The organism is Kordia aestuariivivens, assembly GCF_014397005.1.
In the GTDB taxonomy this organism is placed as follows: domain Bacteria; phylum Bacteroidota; class Bacteroidia; order Flavobacteriales; family Flavobacteriaceae; genus Kordia; species Kordia aestuariivivens.
The window spans coordinates 239,933-262,754 of record NZ_JACGWS010000008.1 but is presented as its reverse complement, the minus strand read 5'-3'; the positions used below and the strand labels follow the sequence as shown (position 1 = coordinate 262,754).

Annotated in this window: 22 protein-coding genes; 15 read left to right on the top strand and 7 right to left on the bottom strand. The window is 32.4% G+C overall.

All coding sequences use genetic code 11. The features are described from left to right. Positions 1-1,202: MBL fold metallo-hydrolase (locus tag H2O64_RS14550; protein WP_187562930.1), on the bottom strand; the 1,202-nt coding region annotated here is incomplete at its 3' end. Between the two features lie 398 nt (positions 1,203-1,600). Between H2O64_RS14550 and H2O64_RS14545 the strand changes: the two genes are divergently transcribed. Then, positions 1,601-1,816 carry a hypothetical protein gene (locus H2O64_RS14545; RefSeq protein WP_187562929.1) on the top strand — a complete coding sequence of 72 codons (216 nt, stop codon included), beginning with the start codon at positions 1,601-1,603 and terminating at the stop codon, positions 1,814-1,816. Positions 1,817-1,836: 20 nt separating this feature from the next. After that, the gene (locus H2O64_RS14540; protein ID WP_187562928.1) at positions 1,837-2,202 is read left to right on the top strand and encodes an arsenate reductase family protein; all 366 of its coding nucleotides are present in this window, start codon (positions 1,837-1,839) and stop codon (positions 2,200-2,202) included. Positions 2,203-2,254: 52 nt separating this feature from the next. Here the strand turns inward: H2O64_RS14540 and H2O64_RS14535 are convergent, their stop codons facing one another. Together H2O64_RS14535 and H2O64_RS14530 are read right to left on the bottom strand one after the other, a co-directional pair. Further along, complete coding sequence (locus H2O64_RS14535; RefSeq protein WP_187562927.1) at positions 2,255-2,737, bottom strand: hypothetical protein; 483 nt, start codon at positions 2,735-2,737, stop codon at positions 2,255-2,257. Positions 2,738-2,805: 68 nt separating this feature from the next. Beyond that, complete coding sequence (locus tag H2O64_RS14530; protein WP_187562926.1) at positions 2,806-3,144, bottom strand: hypothetical protein; 339 nt, start codon at positions 3,142-3,144, stop codon at positions 2,806-2,808. Positions 3,145-3,269: 125 nt separating this feature from the next. Between H2O64_RS14530 and ftsH the strand changes: the two genes are divergently transcribed. The 3 genes from ftsH to H2O64_RS14515 are packed head-to-tail and all read left to right on the top strand — an operon-like array spanning position 3,270 to position 6,409. Continuing rightward, positions 3,270-5,174: an ATP-dependent zinc metalloprotease FtsH gene (gene ftsH, locus H2O64_RS14525; RefSeq protein ID WP_187562925.1), complete on the top strand. Its 1,905-nt coding sequence runs from the start codon at positions 3,270-3,272 to the stop codon at positions 5,172-5,174. 43 nt (positions 5,175-5,217) lie between these two features. Then, a complete protein-coding gene (locus tag H2O64_RS14520; RefSeq protein WP_187562924.1) occupies positions 5,218-5,610 on the top strand; it encodes a hypothetical protein in 393 nt (130 codons plus the stop codon). Positions 5,611-5,644: 34 nt separating this feature from the next. Further along, positions 5,645-6,409 (top strand): exodeoxyribonuclease III, encoded by a 765-nt coding sequence (locus H2O64_RS14515; RefSeq protein ID WP_187562923.1) that lies wholly within the window; start codon positions 5,645-5,647, stop codon positions 6,407-6,409. Positions 6,410-6,426: 17 nt separating this feature from the next. Here H2O64_RS14515 and H2O64_RS14510 read toward each other — a convergent pair whose 3' ends face one another. Both H2O64_RS14510 and H2O64_RS14505 read right to left on the bottom strand, forming a co-directional pair. After that, entirely contained in the window at positions 6,427-6,777 is a 351-nt protein-coding gene (locus H2O64_RS14510) for a hypothetical protein (RefSeq protein WP_187562922.1), read from the bottom strand. A 22-nt stretch (positions 6,778-6,799) separates the two neighbouring features. Beyond that, complete coding sequence (locus tag H2O64_RS14505) at positions 6,800-7,207, bottom strand: hypothetical protein (protein ID WP_187562921.1); 408 nt, start codon at positions 7,205-7,207, stop codon at positions 6,800-6,802. A 221-nt stretch (positions 7,208-7,428) separates the two neighbouring features. Here H2O64_RS14505 and H2O64_RS14500 point away from each other — a divergent pair, with 221 nt between their 5' ends. From H2O64_RS14500 to H2O64_RS14460, 9 genes are all read left to right on the top strand, one after another. Next, complete coding sequence (locus tag H2O64_RS14500; RefSeq protein WP_187562920.1) at positions 7,429-8,097, top strand: BON domain-containing protein; 669 nt, start codon at positions 7,429-7,431, stop codon at positions 8,095-8,097. Positions 8,098-8,214: 117 nt separating this feature from the next. After that, positions 8,215-9,117: a non-homologous end-joining DNA ligase gene (gene ligD / locus H2O64_RS14495; RefSeq protein ID WP_187562919.1), complete on the top strand. Its 903-nt coding sequence runs from the start codon at positions 8,215-8,217 to the stop codon at positions 9,115-9,117. Between the two features lie 419 nt (positions 9,118-9,536). Beyond that, positions 9,537-10,580, top strand: coding sequence for a S1C family serine protease (locus H2O64_RS14490; RefSeq protein ID WP_187562918.1), 1,044 nt, complete (start codon positions 9,537-9,539; stop codon positions 10,578-10,580). An 864-nt stretch (positions 10,581-11,444) separates the two neighbouring features. Further along, positions 11,445-12,479, top strand: a complete 1,035-nt coding sequence (locus H2O64_RS14485) for a glycoside hydrolase family 130 protein (RefSeq protein WP_187562917.1) — start codon at positions 11,445-11,447, stop codon at positions 12,477-12,479. Between the two features lie 5 nt (positions 12,480-12,484). After that, positions 12,485-14,770 (top strand): glycosyltransferase, encoded by a 2,286-nt coding sequence (locus tag H2O64_RS14480; RefSeq protein ID WP_187562916.1) that lies wholly within the window; start codon positions 12,485-12,487, stop codon positions 14,768-14,770. 313 nt (positions 14,771-15,083) lie between these two features. After that, positions 15,084-15,308: a heavy-metal-associated domain-containing protein gene (locus tag H2O64_RS14475; protein WP_187562915.1), complete on the top strand. Its 225-nt coding sequence runs from the start codon at positions 15,084-15,086 to the stop codon at positions 15,306-15,308. A gap of 163 nt (positions 15,309-15,471) precedes the next feature. Next, positions 15,472-16,077, top strand: coding sequence for a superoxide dismutase (locus H2O64_RS14470; protein ID WP_187562936.1), 606 nt, complete (start codon positions 15,472-15,474; stop codon positions 16,075-16,077). After that, positions 16,074-16,709: a dienelactone hydrolase family protein gene (locus tag H2O64_RS14465; protein WP_187562914.1), complete on the top strand. Its 636-nt coding sequence runs from the start codon at positions 16,074-16,076 to the stop codon at positions 16,707-16,709. Before H2O64_RS14470 ends, H2O64_RS14465 begins: the two co-directional genes overlap by 4 nt. Positions 16,710-16,713: 4 nt before the next feature. Beyond that, complete coding sequence (locus H2O64_RS14460; protein ID WP_187562913.1) at positions 16,714-17,346, top strand: phosphoribosyltransferase; 633 nt, start codon at positions 16,714-16,716, stop codon at positions 17,344-17,346. A gap of 6 nt (positions 17,347-17,352) precedes the next feature. Here the strand turns inward: H2O64_RS14460 and H2O64_RS14455 are convergent, their stop codons facing one another. After that, positions 17,353-19,296 (bottom strand): erythromycin esterase family protein, encoded by a 1,944-nt coding sequence (locus H2O64_RS14455; RefSeq protein WP_187562912.1) that lies wholly within the window; start codon positions 19,294-19,296, stop codon positions 17,353-17,355. A 127-nt stretch (positions 19,297-19,423) separates the two neighbouring features. On the opposite strand from H2O64_RS14455, the gene H2O64_RS14450 reads away from it, so the two are divergent. Then, positions 19,424-19,924, top strand: a complete 501-nt coding sequence (locus H2O64_RS14450; protein WP_187562911.1) for a nicotinate-nucleotide adenylyltransferase — start codon at positions 19,424-19,426, stop codon at positions 19,922-19,924. 152 nt (positions 19,925-20,076) lie between these two features. On the opposite strand, the gene H2O64_RS14445 is transcribed toward H2O64_RS14450, so the two are convergent. Continuing rightward, positions 20,077-22,728, bottom strand: coding sequence for a cation-translocating P-type ATPase (locus H2O64_RS14445; protein ID WP_187562910.1), 2,652 nt, complete (start codon positions 22,726-22,728; stop codon positions 20,077-20,079). Positions 22,729-22,822 lie beyond the last annotated feature (94 nt).

The window sequence follows — 22,822 nt, the reverse complement described above, 5'->3', positions numbered from 1 at the left end:
TTGATCGCATTTTCTATATGTTCACTGTTGTATTCACTTTCTTTACGAACATCTAAGATGTTGATCGGTTCTTTTTTGTTTATATATGCAAGTTCATCTGCTGTTATTGATGAAATGGAATCGACTTCTTTTCCTGCTGCAATCCAAGCATCCATTCCGCCCTTTAGATACCCAAGTGTGTTGTCAAATCCAATTCGAGCTAATCGTGTAGCAACTTCTTCTTCTCTTCCAGCATCAGCTATAAGAATGAGTGGTGTGGAGGTGTCTATAATGGTTGTACCTACCCAATTTGCAAAGCTTCCGTCTAGTCCAATATTATATGCTCCCTCAACAAAACCTGAAGCAAAATTTTGTGGACTTCGGGTATCAAGAATAATAGGGCAATGATCATCGATTGCCTTTTCAAAAGCTGCTACGGAGAGTGCATTTGTTCCTTTTTTTACTACGGTATCAATACTTTCATATCCTTGAATATTGAGCATTACATTTTGTGGAAAATATCCAGGAGGCGGTGTAAGACCATCTAATATAGCTTCAATAAACTCTTCTTTGGTCATATCTGCTCTCAATGCATAATTGGTTTTCTTTTGATGACCAAGTGTATCGGTGGTTTCATTGCTCATCATTTTTCCACAAGCACTACCAGCGCCATGTCCAGGATATACAATAATATTGTCATCTAATGGCAGTATTTTATTTCTAAGAGAATCAAACAAATATCCTGCAAGTTTTTCTTGAGTTAAGTCAGGAATTACCTTTTGAGCTAAGTCAGGACGACCAACATCGCCTATGAAAAGTGTATCTCCAGAAAAGAGCGATGTTTCCTTATCATTTTCATCGATCAATAAATAACAACTGCTCTCCATCGTATGTCCAGGTGTATGGAGTAGTTTTATGGTACAATCTCCTAAGGTAAATTCTTGTCCGTCTTCGGCACTTACAAAGTCAAAACCAGTTTTCATAGTTGTGGGTCCATATACAATAGTAGCTCCTGTTTTTTTCGCTAAATCTATATGACCCGATACGAAATCTGCATGAAAATGGGTCTCAAAAACATACTTGATCGTTGCGTTTCTATCTTTCGCCATCTCAATATATTGATCTACTTCACGTAAAGGATCAATAATAGCTGCTTCGCCATTACTTTCTATATAATAAGCTCCTTGCGCCAAGCAGCTTGTGTAAATTTGTTCTACTTTCATAACTAAATCCTTTAAAAATTAGTCACAAATGTCTATATATGTACTTAAAAAAACACTGATGTTGATCAGTTTGAAAAGAAGTTTGTAAGAATAACTCTATGCTTATAATATAAAAAGCCATCAAAAAATAGAACCAAACAAAATGACTAAGTTTAATAATATGGAAAGATTATTATTCTTAATTAAAACACTGAGATTCCTACCACACCAAAATTTAAAATTGCTAAGCGAGCTTTTGATTTCAGGATGTTTTTGGACTTCAAATTCTACAAATCTATTTGCAGTGTACACAACCTTTAATGGATAAGTTTTATAAATTATTCTGACTGACCTAAATCATAGTTAGTTTAAACATTTCAGGATAAATTTGCTTCTTCAGGACAAAATCATAATATATAATGACGAAAGATTTACATCAAATCCTAAATGAAATTATACAATTGACGACGAATATTGAGGCTAACTATCCAGAACTCTATCGTACTTTGGATGAAAACCCAATGACTTTGCCTGTAATCAATAATCCGCATATTGATAAAAAGATAATGCAGGAATATCTTGAAAGTTTAAAACAATTGTTGTGGCATCATTTGGAAACGCATAAAAATAAATAATTCATTTAATAACAAAAGTTATGGGAGGAATAGCGACATCCGACAGACAAATTACTTTGTTTTATAGTACTAAATCTGTAAGAGCAAAACAAACATTAGCTTATGCCAAGGCAGAAGGATTGCCTATTCAAGAAATTGATATTTTAAAAACTCGCCTAACGGGAACGCAAATTGCTGAATTGGCTGATAGATTAAACCTAGAAATAAAAGAGCTTGTTAATCAAGAGCACCCAGTTTATACATCACATTTTGAACATCATAATTTTTCTTCAGAGGATTGGATTAAGATGATAAGACATAATCCTGAGATTATGAAACAACCTATTGCATTAAGAGGTGACAAAACAATATTGGTGGAAACACCTACCGATATTATTAAAATATAGTTAATACAAGTATTGCTATTTTCTATAGCATAACGCACTACAAAGTCATTTATTAATCATTTTTGGATTGCATTAGTTCAGGATAAAATTTCTTTAAAAAAGCATTTCGAGTTGAATCCATTTGTTGCATCATTTTTGAAATATCCAAAGGTTCTCTATTCCATTGATCAAAGAAATAGTCATCTTTAAAGAAGTCATTCATAAACAATGAATCATTTTGTGGAAAATAGGAAAAACGCTCATTCCATGTAAAAGGTGTATTCTCTTTAAAATATCCTCTAAATGAATTCATAATGCTATCCAGGTTTACCTGAATGGTATCACCTTCAATATTGGAATAAGAATAGGAATAAATAGAATCGTATTTGATGAGGTTTCCATGCTCATCGTATTTTTTCTTAACATTCCATTTTTCCTTAGGTTTAATGACCTCTTTTTTGTTTTTATCTGTTTGAGTTTCTTGGTTCTCTTTTTCTTGGCTATTGCAACCTAAGAGTACTATAAGAAACAATAGGGTAAAGGCTGTCTTTTTCATTTTTTATGATTTTAAATTAATTTCTTCTTCCTATTCTTCTCGTTGACGTTTTACTATACCTAGGATTATTAGAATAATTTTCCCTGTGGTATATTACTACTACTGTTATGACCTTTAACGCCCACAAATTTACTTCGATTGAGATCCATGCTTCTATATCTAGGAGGAAGCACGTCAACACGAATCCAGACGCTACTTTCCAAGTATAAATACTGTCGCGCAGAAAGGTCATAGTAGATAATATGCTCTGGAAAATAGACATAACGCACAGGTTCAATTCTATTTGGATATAACAACGAAGGTGTTGGTACGTGTGAATCTGGAGTTATAATTATTGGTCCACAACTTCCCAAAAACAATAAACTTGAAATTAGAATGACTGACAATAATAGCTTATTTCTTTTCATAACGAGTTATCTAGATTACAAAGAAAATATGTATGCAAGTAGATTGAAATGACCTAAGTCATTTAATAGATGCTCAATTTAAAATAATTTTGATTTCATAAAGCTCTAGCTCAATTTAAGACAACATGAAACCATCAAATAGAAAAAGTCCTGTAAAGATTACCCCTTTTTGGTTATATACGGCTTTTCTTATTTTGCTGGTACTTATATCACTTTTTAATTCTTTATATAGAACCTCAGATATAAGTTGGCTCACTTTTAAAACAAAGATGTTAGACGCACATGATGTAGAGAAAATTGTTGTTAAAAACAAGCAGACCGCAGAAATATATATTAAGACCGATCGCCTTTCCGATCCAAAATATCAGTCACTTAATACTTTTAAACTTAGCAAATCATTAGAACCTCATTATTCTTTACAGATTGGTTCTGTAGAAAGTTTTGAGCATAAAATGGAATTGGCGCAAGAAAATTTTGCCGAAAATGAACTTGTTGATATACAATATAAAGATAGTACAGGTTTAGTAAATCTACTTCCATGGGTATTTCCTATCCTAATGATCATACTCTTTTGGATGATACTATTTCGTCGTACTAGTAGAGGTGGTTTAGGTCCAAGCTCTATAATGAACTTTGGAAAATCTACAGCAAAACTGTCTAATAGAGATGTTAAAAGTCAAATCACTTTTAAGGATGTTGCAGGTCTTGAGGAGGCCAAGGTAGAGATTATGGAGATTGTTGATTTTTTAAAACATCCAGAAACCTATACTAGGTTAGGCGCAAAGATACCTAAAGGAGTTATGCTCGTTGGTCCACCAGGAACTGGCAAGACATTATTAGCAAAGGCGGTTGCAGGAGAAGCCCAAGTACCTTTCTTTTCATTATCGGGATCTGAATTTGTAGAAATGTTCGTTGGTGTTGGAGCATCAAGGGTAAGAGACCTTTTTAAGCAGGCTAAAGAAAAAGCACCTAGTATTATTTTTATTGATGAAATAGATGCCATTGGTCGAGCACGTGGTAAAGTGAACGCCCTTCATAGTAACGATGAACGTGAAAACACCTTGAACCAACTGTTAACCGAATTGGATGGTTTTGGTACAAATACTGGAGTCATTGTACTTTCTGCTACCAATAGAGCAGATATATTAGACAAAGCATTATTGCGCCCTGGTCGTTTTGACAGGCATATATATTTAGAGCTTCCAACCAAACAGGAACGTAAAGCTATTTTTAAAGTTCATTTAAAACCAGTGATAAAAGGAAATGATGTAGATGTGCCACTTTTAGCATCTTTAACTCCAGGCTTCTCTGGTGCTGACATTGCAAATATGTGTAATGAAGCTGCTTTAATAGCGGCTCGAAAAGCAAGAAATGAAGTTGGGCAAAAAGATTTTATGGAGGCTCGAGATCGTATTGTTGGAGGTTTAGAGCGAAAGGGAAAACTTATTTCACCGAAAGAGAAAAAAATTGTAGCATATCACGAAGCGGGACACGCCGTTGTGAGTTGGTACCTTGAAAATGTAGAATCGTTGGTAAAAGTATCTATCATACCAAGAGGTAAATCTTTAGGAGCTGCTTGGTATCTTCCTGAAGAGCATCAAATTATTACGAAGCCAAAATTTACAGATAGAATTTGTGCAGCATTGGGAGGACGCGCTGCCGAAGAAGTTACTTTTGATGAAATATCCTCCGGAGCGATAGACGATTTAGAGAAAGTTACAAAACAGGCATATAGTATGGTGGCATATTATGGATTAGATAAAGAAATAGGTCCTTTGAGTTTCTACGATTCGACTGGTGAAAATGAACGTCTTCTAGGAAAACCGTATAGTGAATATCTAGGAAAACGAATTGATGAGAAGGTTATAGAACTTATAGCTTCAGAATATGAGCGAGCAAAAACATTACTAACAATACATAAATCGGAATTAGAAAAACTTGCTCAATTGCTTTTAAAACAAGAAGTGGTTGACAAAGAAGATTTAGAACGCATTTTAGGAAAGCGACTGAACAATGTGATATCAATTTGAATACCTTGAATATAAATAAAAAATTAATTTAAAATAATAAATTATGTTACAGCAAAAGGAAGTTATTTATAGTACAGATCTACATTTTGAACACCAACGTTGGAGAAGCGAACTATTATTTTGGGAAGACGAATTACGATTTTTTACCAAGCGATTGGAAGAACTTGTAGTGCGTTGGACAGATAAGAGTGTGCTTGCTCAATTAGAGCATTATCAAAATCAATTCATAATTCACGCAGAAGTAATCGATACGTTACAAGACGATATCAATGTACACGAAACAGATTTAAGCGAGCATAGTAAGCGCAATGAAGATGTACTTAATCATAAGCTTGTTAAGAAACATATTGAGTTTAGATATCGTATGGAAGCGCAGCAGCAAATATTTGCTGATCTTAAAAAAGAATTCTTTCGATTTCTTTCAAAATATATGTGATTTCTTTAAGAATAAATAAAAAATAGAAGCAATTGTGAAACTATGTAGTTGGAATGTTAATGGTCTGCGTGCCATTGTAAAAAAGGATTTCTTTAAAATCATCACTAAGATCGATTCAGATATCTTATGCTTACAGGAAACTAAAGCACAAGATAAAGAAGTATTAAATGCCTTGTCGTCATTGTCTGGTTACAACTTATATGTTAATTCGGCAACAAAAAAAGGATATTCAGGTACAGCCATATTAAGTAAGGTTGAACCAATATCGTACACAAATGATATGGGGATACCAGAACACGATCAAGAAGGAAGAATACAATGTGCAGAATATAAAAATTTCTATTTAGTTAATGTGTATGTGCCAAATTCTGGACAAGAATTAAAAAGATTAGACTATCGGAAAAGTTGGGACGCTGATTTTCTTAATTTTCTAAAAGATCTGGAAAAAGTAAAACCTGTAATTATTGCTGGCGATTTTAATGTAGCACATCAATCTATCGATTTAAAGAATGATAAATCAAACTATAATAAAACTGCTGGATATACTCAAATTGAAATTGATGGAATGACCAATCTAATGAATGCTGGTTTTGTGGACTCATTTAGACACTTGCATCCTACTAAAATTGAATATACCTATTGGAGTTATCGTTTTAAAGCTAGAGAACGGAATGCAGGATGGCGTATTGACTATTTTTTAATGAGTAAATCTTTAGTAGATAAAATTAAATCGGCAACAATTCTTGCAGAATATTATGGATCTGATCATTGCCCTATTGATCTTGAAATTACTACCTAAATGAAGAAAAATATCATTTAATCAAGCTTTGCTTTCATAACACTTATCTGCCATTCACCAACTACCGAAAGTTCAACATCTGCATTTAATAAAACTAATCCATAACCCATTCTAGAGAGTTTGCAATCGTTTACAATCTCATTGTTTCGTTGGCTAAAAATAGGCATAAAATGTTTGCGTATTTCTAAACCAGATGATTTTGTAGCCTTTATAGCTTTCAAAACAGCAGCTGAAATTTGTTTAGGAGACAAACCTTGATCTAGTAGATCACTAGCAAGAAAATGCATTTGCAAACTATAGTAAAAATCCAAAAAAGACTCAACAGAATCAATAGGATTGAATGTGCTTTTATAAATTGAAATTTCCATGATAAATAATATAAATTAACAGTCAAATATTTTTAGCAAATTTGAAAACAATCTTTTTAAATTGATGAAAATCAGTTTTAAAAGTTTCCATTCTTCCGAGAAGGCGATGATGTTTTTCTCTATATTCTCCATCAGACAGCCCTTTTTCTCCTTTATGTATTCTTGAAAGCATTTTTTCGTGTGCTATAATATCATCTTCAAAATCATTAAAAAAATCCTGATGAATTTTGTCCAAACTCTTCAACATTTCTGCATATTCCTGATTGCTTTCATTGGTAGATACTTTTTTATTTAACAAATTATCAAAGAATTTAATCTCGTCTTTCCAAAAATTTATGGTCTCTATCCATTCTCGACTTTCAAAATGTAAAACATCTAATCCTGCGCCAAGTAATAAGGTTCTCTTTGGGTTTGAAATAATTTTATTCATAATTCTTTCTTTTAGATTAAAATATTTTTGAATGAATATAAAGAACAACATTTCCATTATTAAATAAAATGACACAAGTCATTCAGACCTTAATTTTTGCTTCATAAAATTTAACATTAAAAGCATTGTTAAAAAATAATTCCACTGATGTAGGTCATTTACATCAGGGAGTTATAATAATAATTTTGTGTAATTAATATTGTTTAATCAAAACTATAATTATGAAAACAGATGTAGAAATTAAAGATGATGTATTAGATGAATTAGCTTGGCAGCCAAATATTGATGAAACTCAAATAGGAGTTATAGTTGAAGATGGAGTCGTAACACTTAGCGGTATCGTTGATGGTTACTCTAAAAAAATAGCAGCAGAAAAAGCCGCAAAAAATGTTGAAGGAGTAAAAGCTGTAGCCCTCGATATTGAGGTTAAGTTTGGTGCCGATTTTAAGAAAACCGATAAAGAGATTGCCAAAACTATTGTAGATGCTTTTGAGTGGAACTCTTCGGTTCCTGAAGAAGATATCAGCGTAAAAGTTGAAAATGGCTGGGTCTATTTATCAGGCGAAGTACAATGGGCATATCAAAAGAATGCAGCAAAAAATGCTATTAAGAATTTGTTAGGTGTAAAAGGTGTATACAATTCTATCTCATTAAAAAATAATGTTGAACCCAAAGAAGTGAGAGATAAAATCAAAAAAGCATTTCAACGAATGGCAACTCTTGATGCAGATGGTATTATTCTTGAAACACATGGTCACACAGTGACCTTACGTGGTAAAGTACATTCTATTAAAGAAAAAGAAGATGCAGAAAAAGCTGCATATAAGGCACCAGGTGTTTATGATGTAAAAAACGAACTCAAAGTGCAGTATTACTCAAAGTATGTATAGGCATTATTTTTTTGTATAATTTTCTTAAATAATTCTGATTTTCATTTTCAAGTCAGGGTTATTATTTGGTGTAAAAACTCTTTTTTTTATTCAGAAAAAAAGCAACCTAAAAGGACAATGAAAGCTAACATCTCTAAAATAAAAATTACTGGTAAGAACAAGATTTTATTTCCAGAATCTGGAATCACAAAAAATGATTTGATTCTATATTATAATAGAATTACAAATTATATACTTCCTTATTTAAAGAATCGCCCCATAACTATGCAGCGCTTTCCTGGAGGAATTAGTGAAAAAGGTTTTTTTCAAAAGCATGTCCCTGATTATTTTCCAGATTGGATTACAACTGCGCGTATAGAAAAAGTGGGAGGTTGGGTAGAACACGTTGTTTGTAATACCAAAGAGACATTGTTATATTTAGTATCGCAAGGTGTTATTACGTTTCATAGCCCATTAAGTACTTTAGATCATATTAAATTTCCCGACAAACTGGTTTTCGATTTAGATCCTCCTAAAGAAAATTTTAAATTAGCCATTAAAGCAGCAAAAGCATTGCACCATCTTTTAGAAGAAGAACTGCAACTAAAGACATTCGTGATGACCTCTGGCTCTAAAGGATTACACGTTGTTACTCCTTTATTACAAAAAGATAATTTTGATGAAGTTCACGATTTTGCTAAGAACATCTCCCAGTATATTTGTAATAAATATCCCAATGATTTTACAACAGCTATCAGAAAAAATAAACGAGAGGGGAAATTATATGTTGATTTTCTAAGGAATTCTTATGCACAAACTAGTGTGTCTCCTTTTTCCGTTAGAGCAATTGAAAATGCACCAGTGGCGACACCGATTTCATGGAATGAATTGGATGATAAAAATCTTAATCCACAACTTTATACAATTAAAAATATCTTCAATAGATTAGAAAAAGTAGAAGATCCTTGGAAAGAATTCACATTAAATGCCAAAAGCATTGACGCTGCTAAACTAAAATTAGTAACGCTGATTACTAACTGATAGTGAATTGTACAAAGAAGAAGGAAACTCGCATTAAGAAATTCAATAAAATTCAAGCTCCGAGCGAATTTTCAGAGTTCACATCCTTTTAACTAATCTGAAATTAAATCTATAAAGCAGAACGAACCATAACTAAAGTAGAAATGATGCAATAGGCAAATGGGATAATGTGCTTTACTGATCTGCATCATTGTGCTGCTTGCTAGATAAAAGTTCCTTTGTTAAAAATTTAATCATTACTATGGCACTAAATTTTAATCAATACGCAACAGAAGGAAATACATTCCTCAAAGAATATGCTAAGGGAATAGGTCTTTCTGACAATCCAGAAAGAGCTGGTCGAGTACTTAGCGCTATTTTACATGACTTACGCTCCATAATCTCCCTAGAAGAATCATTACAGTTCTAATATTAATGTTATGAAATATATACTCCACGTTTTTATTCTATTAATAACATTACAAGGGTTTTCTCAAACGATAAGTACGTTATATGAGCAATCTAGTAGCTCGGTAGTTTTAATCAAAACAATGCAAACAAACATGACTTTTAGGGCTGGGATACCTGTTGTGAACTCATTAAGTAATTATGGTTCAGGCTTTGTTATTTCTAACGAAGGTGAAATATTAACGGCATCACATCTTGTACAAACCGCAGAAAAAATATGCGTGATATTCACAGATGGTGAAGAATTATTGGCAAGGGTACTCTATTCTTATCCGCTTGCTGATGTGGCACTAATTAAAATAATCACTCCCAAAAGTACACCTCTGGTTACTGTTAAGTTGGGAAACTCCGATCATAGCAGGATAGGCGATCAAGTCTTTATTATTGGAGCCCCTTTTGGTCTTAGACATTCGCTTTCTGTAGGATATATAAGTAGAAAATATAAACGAGAGCCAAGTTATAATGGCTTGGTAACAACAGAGTTTTTTCAAAGTGATGCAGCTATTAATAAAGGAAGCTCAGGCGGTCCTATGTTTAATATGAAAGGAGAGGTTATAGGAATTGTTAGTTTCTTAGTAAGTCAATCACACGGTTTTCAAGGATTTGGGTTTGCTGCTAGTTCTAATATTGCTAAAAAATTACTATTAGAAGAACACGCTATATGGACAGGTCTTGAGGCTAACTTCATTTCTGGTCCTATTGTAGAAGTACTCAATGTGCCTCAAAAAGGTGGTATACTTATACAAAAAGTTGCACCTTTTTCTTTGGGCAGTATTATGGAGCTACAAGGCGGAATTTATGAGATAATTATAGAAAATGATAATTTGATACTAGGAGGCGATATTATATTAACCCTTGATGATATACAACTGGTTAGCGAAGAAAGTGTTTTAAAGGCTTGGTATGTATTACAAGGACTTAAATTGGGAGATTCTTTAAGGATTACCATTCTAAGAAAGGGAAAAATTTTAGAAATTAAAAAAGAGATTCCTGACTTTTTTTTCGAAAAAATATAAAAATATAGCCTAACTGACCTAGGTCAGTTTGTATCTAAAAAAACAGCTTTAAATTAGCACTATAATTAAACAGCAAGTTCTTTAAATAAAATTAAGATATAGATTTTAGGATAGCAATACCCTAAAATCTTGGAGGTATCCAAAAGTATATTAAGTTTTACTTTTTCTGTATTTCTAGTAATAGCGATACAATAAATTGTAAATAATCTTAAGCTACATTTGATATCTTCAAGGAAACCGAACTATTTCGGTATTTCGGTTTCCTTAAAAAAAATAGCCTCTAGCTACTGCAAAGTACTAAAGGCCATTGTGAAGTGATCGGTATTTTTTCTAAAATCCATTTATAGAAATCCCCTAGAAATAGGTTGTTTTGAGTGATTGGTATTGATGAAAGAATAACAACATCTTCATAGGAAACGGGAAGTCTAGACTTCCCGTTTCTGTTTTAAAATAGATTTATCTTACTACGTTATTTTTAGTGGAAGTAACTTCCAATCCACTAATAGAGTACCTTTCAGGACACAAAAATTTTCAGAATATTCATTATTAGTGTGTCTTGCACTAAACTTTCTTCGATAATTAAGGAATTACGGTTTCTATAAATTTGTTCGCTAATTCTTTTTCGGTATAACCAGGTAGTAGTTACATAACTAGATGTTGCTTTAAGAATGAATTCTTCTTCAGTAATAACAAATATAGCTTGAGGACTAGTTTTTAAAATGGTATTTCTTATATCAATTTCTAACATAAAAAATGATACACATCAATATTCAAATAATAATATTCTTTCTAAAAGATTGCTATATAGTGATATAGATCATTGCCAAACCTATTCAAGAAATCTATTTTTGGATAAAAGAAATAATGGAATTAGTAACCAGACACGGAGTAATTCTTGAAAAAAGCAGTTACAGTTTTGAAAACTTGGGTGTTTTTAATCCTGCAGTGATACAAGATGGGCAACTAATACATCTTTTTTATCGTGCAGTAAGAGAAGGAAATTTTTCTACCATTGGTTATTGTAAACTAGAAGGACCATTAACCGTAACTGAACGCCATACAAAACCCATATTTTCACCAAAAAAGCCAGAAGAAACTCAAGGAATAGAAGATCCTCGTATGACCAAAATTGAAGATTCTTACTATATTTCATATTCAGTTTATGATGGATTTAGCGTCTTTGGTGCGTATGCCACTTCAAAAGATTTAAAGACTTTTAAAAGAATGGGCATCATTACACCCAAATTCACTTTTGAAGAATATTCTAAATTAATTATGAAGAATTTTGATAAAATTAATCCTAAACATTTCGATTTTTATAGAATGCTCTCTAGGTACAACTTACCCAAAATCATTAAAGAAAAAGTATATGTCTGGGATAAAAATGTTGTTTTCTTTCCGAAGAAAATAAAAGGAAAATATGCAGTTTTACATAGACTCTACCCATCTATACAAATTCTATATTTTGATCATCCTTCTGAACTTACCACCCAATTTTGGGAAGATTATATTTCCAATCTTCAAAAGCATATTATTCTTACTCCAAAATGCAAACACGAAAGTAGTCATATAGGAGCTGGCTGTCCTCCTATTGAAACCAAGGCTGGTTGGTTGCTCATTTACCATTCGGCACAGTCAACACCAAACGGATATATCTACCACGCAGCAGCAGCTTTGCTGGATTTGGAAAATCCTAAAAAACTAATTGCTAGATTAAAATATCCATTATTTTCTCCACAAGAAGACTACGAAAAAGAAGGATATGTAAATAATGTTGTATTTCCCACAGGAACAGCACGCTTCAATGACGAGCTCTATATTTATTATGGAGCAGCAGATAGCTGTGTAGCTGTGGTGTCGTTAAATATTAATTTACTAATAAATGAACTTAAAAGATGATGATTATGAAAATGAATTCTCAAATATCCAAAATAGTATTCTTATCTACGTTTCCACCTACAGAATGTGGTATAGCTACGTATACACAAGATTCCATAAATGCTATAAAAGAAGTTTATGGAGATACCATAGCTTGTGAAATATGTGAAATAACAAAAAACAAAACTGCAATTCTTGATAGACGCTTATCGTTAGATCCAGAAAATACTACGGATTATGCAATTGCAGCTAAAGAAATAAACAAGGATTCCTCCGTAAAACTGGTTCATATACAACATGAATTCGGTTTATTTGGAGGAGAATTTGGAAATTACTTACTAGATTTTTTAACTACGATAGAAAAACCTATTGTAGTTACTTTTCATAGTGTCATACCAAATCCTGATAAAAAATTGATGGCTTTTGTTTCAATTTTAATCTCATATTGCAAGGCTGTAATCGTAATGACAGAAGCGTCTAAAAGGATTTTAATAGAACAATATAATATCGATAAAAATAACATAGAATATGTGCCACATGGTACGCACATGGTTACTTATGAAGCACCAAACAAAATTAAGGAAAGATTCAATTTAGAGCAGCGAACCGTTCTATCTACTTTTGGGCTTTTAAGTTCAGGTAAGAGTATAGAAACAGCTCTTAAAGCGTTGCCAGAAATCATTAAACATCAACCTGATGTATTGTATTTGGTTATTGGAAAAACGCATCCTAATACAATTGTTAATAATAAGGATGATTATCGAACATACTTAGAAACATTGGTTAGAGACTTACAAATCGAAAATCATGTACGCTTTATCAATGATTATATAGAAATTGAAGAGCTATTATCCTATTTGAAAGCTACAGATATTTATTTATTCACATCAAAAGACGCAAATCAGGCTGTGAGTGGTACGTTTTCTTACGCTATGAGCTGTGCTTGCCCAATTGTAGCAACAGCAATTCCTCATACAAAAGAAATGCTTACTTCTAATGCAGGAATTCTTGTGAATATTGGAGATTCTAAACAACTTGCTGATGCCACTATAAAGATATTGTCCAGCAGTGAATTGTGTGAATCGATGGCGCTAGCTGCTTTTGAAAAAACGAGAACCTCATCTTGGAAAAATGTGGCTTTAAAACAAGTAAACATTTATAAAAAATGCATACCAGAAAATTTTGAATTTGATTATAAATATCCTTCCATTAAACTCGATCACATAAAGAATATGACAACGGATTTAGGAATATTACAATTTTGTAAAGTTTCTGATCCAGATAGTTCTTCTGGCTATACTTTAGATGATAATGCCAGAGCATTAATAGCTATGTGCTTACACTATAGTTCGTTTCAAAAAAGCAGCGATTTGTCATACATTAATACATACTTGACTTTTATTGAACGTTGTCAAAAAAAAATAGGAACGTTCATAAATTATGTTGATGAACAAAATAATGTGCATATAAAAAATGATTATGTAAATCTTGAAGATTCTAATACTCGCGCTGTTTGGGCTTTGGGAACAGTAATTTCAATGAAGAAATACCTTCCAAATACTATCGTGCAAAGAGCAACGATTTGTCTTCTAAAATGTTCTCAATGGTTAAAACATATCTTATCGCCCAGAGCAATTGGTTTTGCTATAAAAGGTTTATTTCTTTACTATTCTGTTGAGAAAGATAAATCAGTTGCACATCTCATTGAAAACCTTTCAAAAAATCTAATTACCAGTTACGATATTAATGCGAAAACTCACTGGAAATGGTTTGAAAATTATATGACCTATGCAAACAGCATACTCCCAGAGGCAATGTTATATACCTATAAAGTTACGGGTAAGGAACCTTACAAAAGAATAGCTATAGAATCTTTTGATTTTTTATTGTCAAAAATGTTTGTGAATAATCATTTTAAAGTAATATCAAACAAAAGTTGGTACTATAAAAATACTACACCGCATCCGTATGGAGAACAACCTATTGATGTTGCTTATACTATACAAGCATTGGATGTTTTTTATAAAACTTTTAAAGATCCAATGTATAAAACGATGCAGCAAATAGCATTCAATTGGTTTTTAGGTAAAAATCATCTGAATCAGATTATGTATAATCCTGCAACTGGTGGTTGTTATGATGGGTTAGAAAAAGAGAATGTAAACATAAACCAAGGTGCAGAATCTACCATTTGTTATTTAATTGCTCGTATAATAATGGAAAAACATAAGGCTGTTTCATCAGGAAAATTGTTTCAACTCGTTAAACTAAAAGAAGCTGCATTTTTAAGATTAACAAATAATGGCAAATGAATAATAAATGTGACGAGCTCCTATTAATCTCAAAAATGTTATGTATAATTTAATATTGAAATAAGTCTAATACCTAGATAAGTTTATAGATAAATTTTATTACAATTATTACTTTAATTAAAAATATCAAACGACTTCATTGTCATATGAAATCATCTTGATTTGTAAAAATTTAAAATGGATTAGCCCTACTTTTTATTGAAATGATCCTAGTCATTTCAAGATCATTTCTTAAACCATAATTTTAAAGGTTATTAGCCTCAAGCAGTAATACGTTAAATAGTAAAAAGCAGAGACTTTCAATAATACAACTATGAGAAAAACAGTACACATACAAAACCTCGTTTGTGATACTTGCGTAAAAATCATAACAAACAGACTTACAGAATTACGTAATATTAGCAATGTAGATGTTAACTTAGAAAAGGAAACTGTAAGCTTTGACTTTTTTGCAAAACGTGATTTTGAACATGCCAAACATGCCTTGGAAGCTTTGGGTTATCCCATACTTGGACATGATAATATTTTAAATCATTAGCATACAAATAAAGAATAAATAACACTTTTTTACACAATAAAAAATGGAAACGATGAACAAACGGAAATTTTTAAAACAAGCAATAACGCTATCAGCAGGCGCGTATATCGCACCTTCATTGCTGTTTTTAGCTTGTGAATCAGAACCTAAAAAAGAAAAAATTATGGAATCAACTTCAAACATCTTCAAATTACCTAAACTACCTTATGGATATAACGCTTTTCCAGATGTTATTGATCCTTTAACTATGGAAATACATTATACGAAACACCATCAAGGTTATGCAGATAAGCTTAACGCAGCTTTGAAAAAAGACAATATTTCTGGGAAAACGATAGAAGAAATTTTAAGTATGGATAATCTCCCCAATGCTATACGCAATAATGGTGGCGGTTATTATAATCATAATCTATATTGGGATATCTTAACTCCTGGTGGTACGATGAGCAATACCTTTAAAGCAAAAATCATTGAAGACTTTGGATCAGAGGAAGCTTTTATGAATGAATTATCAGATGTAGGAGCAAAACGTTTTGGATCTGGCTGGGCATGGGTTATACAGACTAATGACAAAAAGCTACGTATTTTTTCTACTCCTAATCAGGATAATTCGTTAATGAAAATAACAGAAATGAGCGGGACGCCAATTTTAGGTATTGACGTTTGGGAACACGCCTATTATCTCAAATATCAAAATAGACGAACAGAATATCTCCAAAAAATTCTAAAAATCATTAATTGGAATAAAGTTGAATCCAGAATGTCATGAACTACAAAGAAGTAAATATTCCAATAAAAAATATAAGCTTAAAGGGGCGATTGCGTATAGCAGAAAACCAAAAAGGCTTGGTTGTTTTTTCACATGGAAGTGGTAGCAGTAGAATGAGTAGCAGAAACAATTATGTTGCAGATTTACTCTTAAAAGAAGGTTTCTCTTCATTATTGTTTGATTTATTGACGGAAGCTGAAGACACTATATATGAAAACAGGTTTAACATCGATTTGCTTGCTGAACGATTGGTAAAAGTTACCCAATGGATAAGCAAACGAAAAGACATGCAAAATGCACCTATTGGTTTTTTTGGTGCAAGTACTGGTGCCGCTTCTGCATTAAAGGCAGTACCATTTTTAGGAACAAGCATAAAAGCCATCGTTTCTAGAGGTGGCAGACCAGATTTAGCTGCACCTATTTTAGATAAAATAAAAAGCCCAACTCTTTTAATTGTTGGTGGTAATGACGGCGTTGTTATTGATTTAAACAAAAATGCCTACGCTAAACTTTCTGGCATCAAAGAAATAGAGATTATTGAAGGTGCCACACATTTATTTTCCGAACCAGGAAAGTTAGAAGCTGTAGCAAAATCAACCTGTAATTGGTTTACTAAATATTTAAAAAGCTAAAGAGATGGTATTTAAAGATAGAATAGAAGCTGCCAATTTGTTAGCAGACAAACTAGAAACTTATAAGGGAAAAAACGCTGTAATTTTGGCTATCCCAAGAGGTGGTGTGCCTTTGGGGTATATCATAGCGAAACAATTACATTTACCTTTAGAGGTAGTACTTTCTAAAAAAATAGGGCATCCATTCCATAAGGAATATGCCATTGGTGCAGTTACCTTAAAAAGTCAAGTTTTAAGTGATGCAGCTAAAGAAATTTCTAAAATTTATATTGAAGAAGAAACTAAAAAAATTAGAACGTTGCTTACCAACCGGTATCAGGATTATTATGGAAATAAAGAACCTCAAGATCTAAAAGATAAAATCTTAATTATTGTAGATGATGGCATTGCTACTGGTAATACTATTCTATCTACGATAGAAATGTTGCACGATGAACAACCAAAAAGAATCGTGATTGCCATTCCTGTGTCATCTCAAAGTGCCTTACAGAAACTAAAAAACACGCCTTTTGTTGACGAAGTTATCTGTCTGTCAACACCTGTAAATTTTAGAGCTGTAGGTCAGTTTTACAAAAACTTTGACCAAGTTGATGATAACCAAGTTAAAACCTTTTTAAATAAGGTTAAAATAAATTAATGTTCATTATTTGTCTATTAACCCAAACGGATGCACATTCGGAAGTTTAGTTTTTTCTATTTTTATTTCAAGTGGCGTAATGGCTTTTGTTTTATTAAACCATATATACTCATCAAATTGAGATGGCAATACGGTTTTAAAATAATGATTCCTCAATTCGGTTTCTGGTCTATAAACAACACCAATAGCGCGTTCTAATCTTGGTGTATTTAAAAATTCTCTCAATTTTTTTTCTGAATGTTCTTCTCTTAAGGGTAATGTAAAATTAGTAACGTTTGTTTTATGACAAAGCTGTTCATAGCTTTCTGCAACAGAATCATTCACATTCATAACTTTCATGGTTTCTCCCCAATTTTTAGTGGCAGCAACTGTTCCTGTGTGTGTTCCAAAACCAATATGATAAGATTTAGACCCAAAATGCTCCTTACACAAATGACCAATATTTATTTCGCCTCTCGCATACATTTCGGTTGCCAAAGCATTCCCTATATGAGAATTATGCGCCCAAACAACAGCTTTTGAGTCTTTACCGTAATAAGATAGTAAAGATTTTAAAGTATAAAACATGTGAAAATCGCGTAAGTTCCAAGATTCTGCACTGCCATAATACATCGCCTTGTAATAGCGTTCTGCATCCACCACAACCGTCGCATTTTGGTAAGCATAAAAATAAGCTTGGGAATGATTGAGTTTGTTTTTGTTTTTCAACAAATCAAATAACATTTTTAGCACGTCTTTCTCACAACTCTCCAATTTTTTAGTATTTACTAATTTTCCATATAAAGAAGGATTAGACATATATGGCATCATACAAGAATAGCGGACTTTTGCAAGTATCGCTAAATCTACGTCAATATCTTGCAGATAATTAATGACTAAATCAATAGAGTTTTCTAATCCGTATAAATCGAGTCCATAAAACCCAATAGTAGTATTATGATTGGTGTTCTTTTTTTTAAGCCATTCCACAAAATCAAGTACTTCTTTATTTTTCCACATCCATTCTGGGAAACGTGCAAAAGGCATCCAATCTTGCAATTGGTATTGGTTTCTCACATAATTATTAATTTGCTCCGCATCAGACCAATCCGCTTCTGCACAAACAAGGTTAAACCCTTTTTTTTCTATAAGTGCTTTTGTTATTTCTTGCCTCATGGTATAAAACTCTGAAGTGCCGTGCGATGCCTCACCCAACAGTACAACTTTAGCATCACCAATTCGTTCTAGCAACCCATCTGTTGGAAATTTTTTAATTGTTTTAAAAGGAATAGAACTAATACCTATTTCGTCTATAATTTCATTTTCAGGATATATTTCTTTTCCTATTTTAGGAATTAGCTTTGGTCTTGGAATAAAATAATTATCTCGCAATGCTTTTGTAATATATTCAGTTTCAGAAATACGTTCTATAGTTTCCAACATAACGTGTGCCCAATCTGGACCAACGGGCGCCAATAATTTAGCTCCGATTTTTAATTGTTCTTTTATGGTCTCTGGAATTTCTTTGAATTCTGAAGCGCTTAAAATAGCATTAAATGGTGCTTTTGCTTTCCAACCGTTTTCCAGTTTTCCAGTTTTTATGTGTACGTTGCTAATATCTATATTTTTTAAGACTTCTAAAGCCCAATTTGAGTAGGTTTTAGTAGTTTCAACAGCATATACCTCTTTATATATTTTAGAAAGTACTGCCAATATATAAACAGAATCTACTCCAGTAATTAGAATTTTCTCTTCCTCTTTTACTTCTAGTTGCTCCAACATTCTGGCAACCACAATAACTCTAGGCTCTGTTTTTTTGATAGATTTTTCAATCCGTACATCCTCATAAAAATAAGGGTGTAAGTTTTCCGATAAAAAAAAAGCTTCAGGAATATCTTGAAAAGCCTCTAAAAGTAATGTATTGCTAATGCCTTTATCCTTTAATTGTTCTTCAATATTAATGCCTTTCATTTTTATATGTATTTAAAATAGCTACATAAAAGTATCATTGATTAATCAATTATGAAATGATGCAGGTCATTTTGTATGCTCTAAGTACTAGCTAACTTTATTTAATAAAAAACTAAACTTTATTATTATGAAAAAATTATTTCTTTTTTTATTGGTTTGTGGTCTAACTACACCTTTATTTGCTCAAGTAATTGAACTCGACACTGTTGTAATTCGTCCTATCAAATACAAATATATTTATGAAGTGGTGGATGATGATATCGATCAAAACGTTAAAGATTTACAAATAAAACTTGGAAAGTTTGATGTTACAAAAGAAGAGTATTACAACGATGAATATGATAGTTATACTGTTTCTTTTTATATTCCAAAAGGGTATGCTGTAGCTACTTATGACAAGGATGGCAAGTTGCTTAGAACTATTGAACGCTATAAAAATGTAAAACTACCGTTTGCCGTAAGTCAAGCATTATTAGAACGGTTTCCTAATTGGATAGTAGATAAAGACATCTATAAAGTGAGTTATTCTGAGCCAAAATGGGAATCTAAAAAAATCTACAAGTTGAAATTGACTAATGGAGAGAAAACCATTAGAGTTAAAACGGATCAATATGGTAATTTTTTATAAAGTTATAATACATTTTTATGAACTTATAATAATTTACGATACTACCAATTACTACACAAAAGTGATTATATAAAAGAGCATTGAACGGGAATAAATTCAATGTTCTTTTTTTATGCTTTATTGTGGAATTTCAGATACACTATAAGCCATATCTAAAATGTAAACCCCAATCGCTTCATAAGTTGTGACAAAACCAATGAACCAAATGTAAATACAATTACCCACCCAAATTGTTTTATTGATAAACTAGTTAAATGAAGCGCATCAGCAACAGGAGTAATAGAATAGGCACCTACTGTTATGATTATTGATACTATAAATGCTCCCCATACCCAAGGATTTTTAATCACTTCATTACTAAAAAAGGGAACTTCGGTTTTAGACATATTAAATACATTGAATAATTGCGCGAGTAATAACGTAAAGAAAGCCATGTTATTTATTTCACTTGGGGACGCTTTTAATGCGAAGTGAGAATATGCGGTAATCCCAACTACTGCAGCGGTAATACACAACCCATAAATAATAGTAGATGACCAAAGCTTTGGTGTCATAATGGGTTCATTTGCTTTCCTAGGTGGGCGTTTCATGATATCAACTTCTCCTTTCCCCATGCCTAGGGCAAGTGCAGGGAAAATATCTGTAATAAGGTTTAGAAATAATATCTGTAAAGGCAATAATGGTGCAGGTAAATTAAGCAAAGCCGCTAATCCAACAGATACTACTTCGGCTAAATTACATGACAAAAGATACACCACAAATTGCCTGATATGATCAAAAACAGCACGACCTTGTTTTATAGCTAACTCCATAGCAGTAAATCGGTCATTTTTAAGAATGATATCTGCCGACTCTCTTGCAGCTTGGGTTCCGCGTATTCCCATAGCAATACCAATATCTGCTTTTCGCAATGCAGGAATGTCATTTACACCATCACCAAACATACCTACGATATTATTGTTCTTTTGATAAAGCGCTATTACTTTTAGCTTTTGTTCAGGAGTTACTCTTGCAAAAACCGAGGCATTCAATAGCTTCTCTTTATTAGTAGTGTCTAGCTCTTCTGTAAGTTCTAGATCTTTACCGTGGATTACTCCATCAGTAGTAGAGTCTTTTCCTAGTAATCCGACTTCTTCAGCAATCTTTTTAGCAGTTCCAGGATGATCCCCTGTTAACATTACGACCTTAATTCCTGCGTCTTTATATATTTTTATAGTAGATTTTACATCATCTCTTGCTGGATCTAAGAATGCAATGACTCCTATAAAAGTTAAATTTGATAATAAGTCCTCTTTTATTGGTGGCGCTGCAACATCTCTATAAGCAAACCCTAATATTCTTAATCCTTGAGATGCTAATTTATTCACTTTGGTAAACCATTCTTTTTTATTTGTAAATTCTTGAATCTTATCTTTCCTCAATATTGTGTCGCAGTAGTTAACTAGACTCTCAAATGCTCCTTTAACATATATAGTAGCACCAATGACTACATTTTGATTCAATGTAACCATCAGTTTACTGTTAGTATCAAATGGTATTTCTAATACCTCTGGATTATTTTTTTTAATCTTTTTTAGGTCTAATTTTAATTTTTCAGCGAATTCAATAAGTGCTAATTCAATACTATCTCCTCTCTTATTCATAGCACCTAGCGCTACATTATTACACAAAATACTAGCCTTCATCATTGTGTTGAAAGATTTTTTTTTAAGTAAATGATCAAAAAAATGATATTCTTTGTTTTGAATTTTACTCAATAGTTCATCCTCAAAAGCCATTGTATGTACTTGCATTCTATCCTCAGTGAGTGTTCCTGTTTTATCAGTGCAAATAATATTTGTGGCTCCCAATGTTTCTACCGCCTCCATTTTTTTAATAATAACCTTTTGTTTAGATAATTTAAGCATTCCTCTAGCTAAAGCAATCGTAGCTACTATGGGAAGTCCTTCTGGTATCGCTGCAACTGCAAGTGCTACGGTTGTTTTAAGGATTTCTATGATATCCATACCTCTTAAGTATCCCGTAAAAAAGATAAGTATGGCGAATATCAATGTGAGCCAAATAAGCCATTTACTCAATTCGTTCAGTTTTTTTTCTAATGGAGTTCGCTGTTCTCCAATGACGGCACTCATTTTCTGAATTTTACCCAATTGCGTATGGAATCCTGTATGGGTAACAATAGCTTTTGCCGAACCCTGAATGACAGATGTACCCTTAAATACCATGTTGCTTCTTTCTGTGAGTGGTGTATTTTTGGCTAGTCTACTTAAATCTTTATTTACGGCTGTACTTTCACCTGTTAATAAAGCTTCTTTGATGGATAAATTTTCAACAGAAATTAAACGAGCATCAGCTGAAATAATATCACCTGTTTCAATAAAAATAATATCGCCAGGCACTAATAATGTTGATGGTATCATTTGGATTTTTCCATCACGCAAAACAGTGGATGCAGTATATCCCATTTTGCGAAGCGCTTCAAGAGAGCGAATACCTTGTAATTCCATGATAAAACCAATACCAACCGTAATTAGGATAACCATTAATATGGCAATTGTTTCAAGCAAATCGGGGCTAAAAAGAAATGTGAAAAATGTTGCTAATGCAAGAATGAGAATAATGGGATCTATAAATTGATCAATAAGGATTTTCCATCTGCTTTTTTTCTTTTTTTCTGGGATGTCATTGGTCCCAAATTCTTTAATACGATGTTGCGTTTCCTCATTGGTTAAACCAAATTGAATGGAGCTGCTTAGCTTCTGTGCCACAGTTTTTGCATGTATTGCAAAAGGCTCTAAAATCATTCTTAGCATTTGAGTTAGTTTGAAGATATATTATTTTAAAACCCTTTTGCCAAATCTTTTGTACGTAGAGTTTTGGTAAAAGGGTCATTATTGA

Bases quoted from the DNA above. Each gene is read 5' to 3' on its own strand.
- H2O64_RS14445 (WP_187562910.1), bottom strand. From the start codon at position 22,728: ATGATTTTAGAGCCTTTTGCAATACATGCAAAAACTGTGGCACAGAAG.
- H2O64_RS14470 (WP_187562936.1), top strand. From the start codon at position 15,472: ATGGAATCAACTTCAAACATCTTCAAATTACCTAAACTACCTTATGGA.
- H2O64_RS14530 (WP_187562926.1), bottom strand. From the start codon at position 3,144: ATGAAAAGAAATAAGCTATTATTGTCAGTCATTCTAATTTCAAGTTTA.
- H2O64_RS14505 (WP_187562921.1), bottom strand. From the start codon at position 7,207: ATGAATAAAATTATTTCAAACCCAAAGAGAACCTTATTACTTGGCGCA.
- H2O64_RS14535 (WP_187562927.1), bottom strand. From the start codon at position 2,737: ATGAAAAAGACAGCCTTTACCCTATTGTTTCTTATAGTACTCTTAGGT.
- H2O64_RS14485 (WP_187562917.1), top strand. From the start codon at position 11,445: ATGGAATTAGTAACCAGACACGGAGTAATTCTTGAAAAAAGCAGTTAC.
- H2O64_RS14480 (WP_187562916.1), top strand. From the start codon at position 12,485: ATGAAAATGAATTCTCAAATATCCAAAATAGTATTCTTATCTACGTTT.
- H2O64_RS14520 (WP_187562924.1), top strand. From the start codon at position 5,218: ATGTTACAGCAAAAGGAAGTTATTTATAGTACAGATCTACATTTTGAA.
- ftsH (WP_187562925.1), top strand. From the start codon at position 3,270: ATGAAACCATCAAATAGAAAAAGTCCTGTAAAGATTACCCCTTTTTGG.
- ligD (WP_187562919.1), top strand. From the start codon at position 8,215: ATGAAAGCTAACATCTCTAAAATAAAAATTACTGGTAAGAACAAGATT.
- H2O64_RS14490 (WP_187562918.1), top strand. From the start codon at position 9,537: ATGAAATATATACTCCACGTTTTTATTCTATTAATAACATTACAAGGG.
- H2O64_RS14510 (WP_187562922.1), bottom strand. From the start codon at position 6,777: ATGGAAATTTCAATTTATAAAAGCACATTCAATCCTATTGATTCTGTT.
- H2O64_RS14500 (WP_187562920.1), top strand. From the start codon at position 7,429: ATGAAAACAGATGTAGAAATTAAAGATGATGTATTAGATGAATTAGCT.
- H2O64_RS14455 (WP_187562912.1), bottom strand. From the start codon at position 19,296: ATGAAAGGCATTAATATTGAAGAACAATTAAAGGATAAAGGCATTAGC.
- H2O64_RS14475 (WP_187562915.1), top strand. From the start codon at position 15,084: ATGAGAAAAACAGTACACATACAAAACCTCGTTTGTGATACTTGCGTA.
- H2O64_RS14460 (WP_187562913.1), top strand. From the start codon at position 16,714: ATGGTATTTAAAGATAGAATAGAAGCTGCCAATTTGTTAGCAGACAAA.
- H2O64_RS14465 (WP_187562914.1), top strand. From the start codon at position 16,074: ATGAACTACAAAGAAGTAAATATTCCAATAAAAAATATAAGCTTAAAG.
- H2O64_RS14450 (WP_187562911.1), top strand. From the start codon at position 19,424: ATGAAAAAATTATTTCTTTTTTTATTGGTTTGTGGTCTAACTACACCT.
- H2O64_RS14545 (WP_187562929.1), top strand. From the start codon at position 1,601: ATGACGAAAGATTTACATCAAATCCTAAATGAAATTATACAATTGACG.
- H2O64_RS14540 (WP_187562928.1), top strand. From the start codon at position 1,837: ATGGGAGGAATAGCGACATCCGACAGACAAATTACTTTGTTTTATAGT.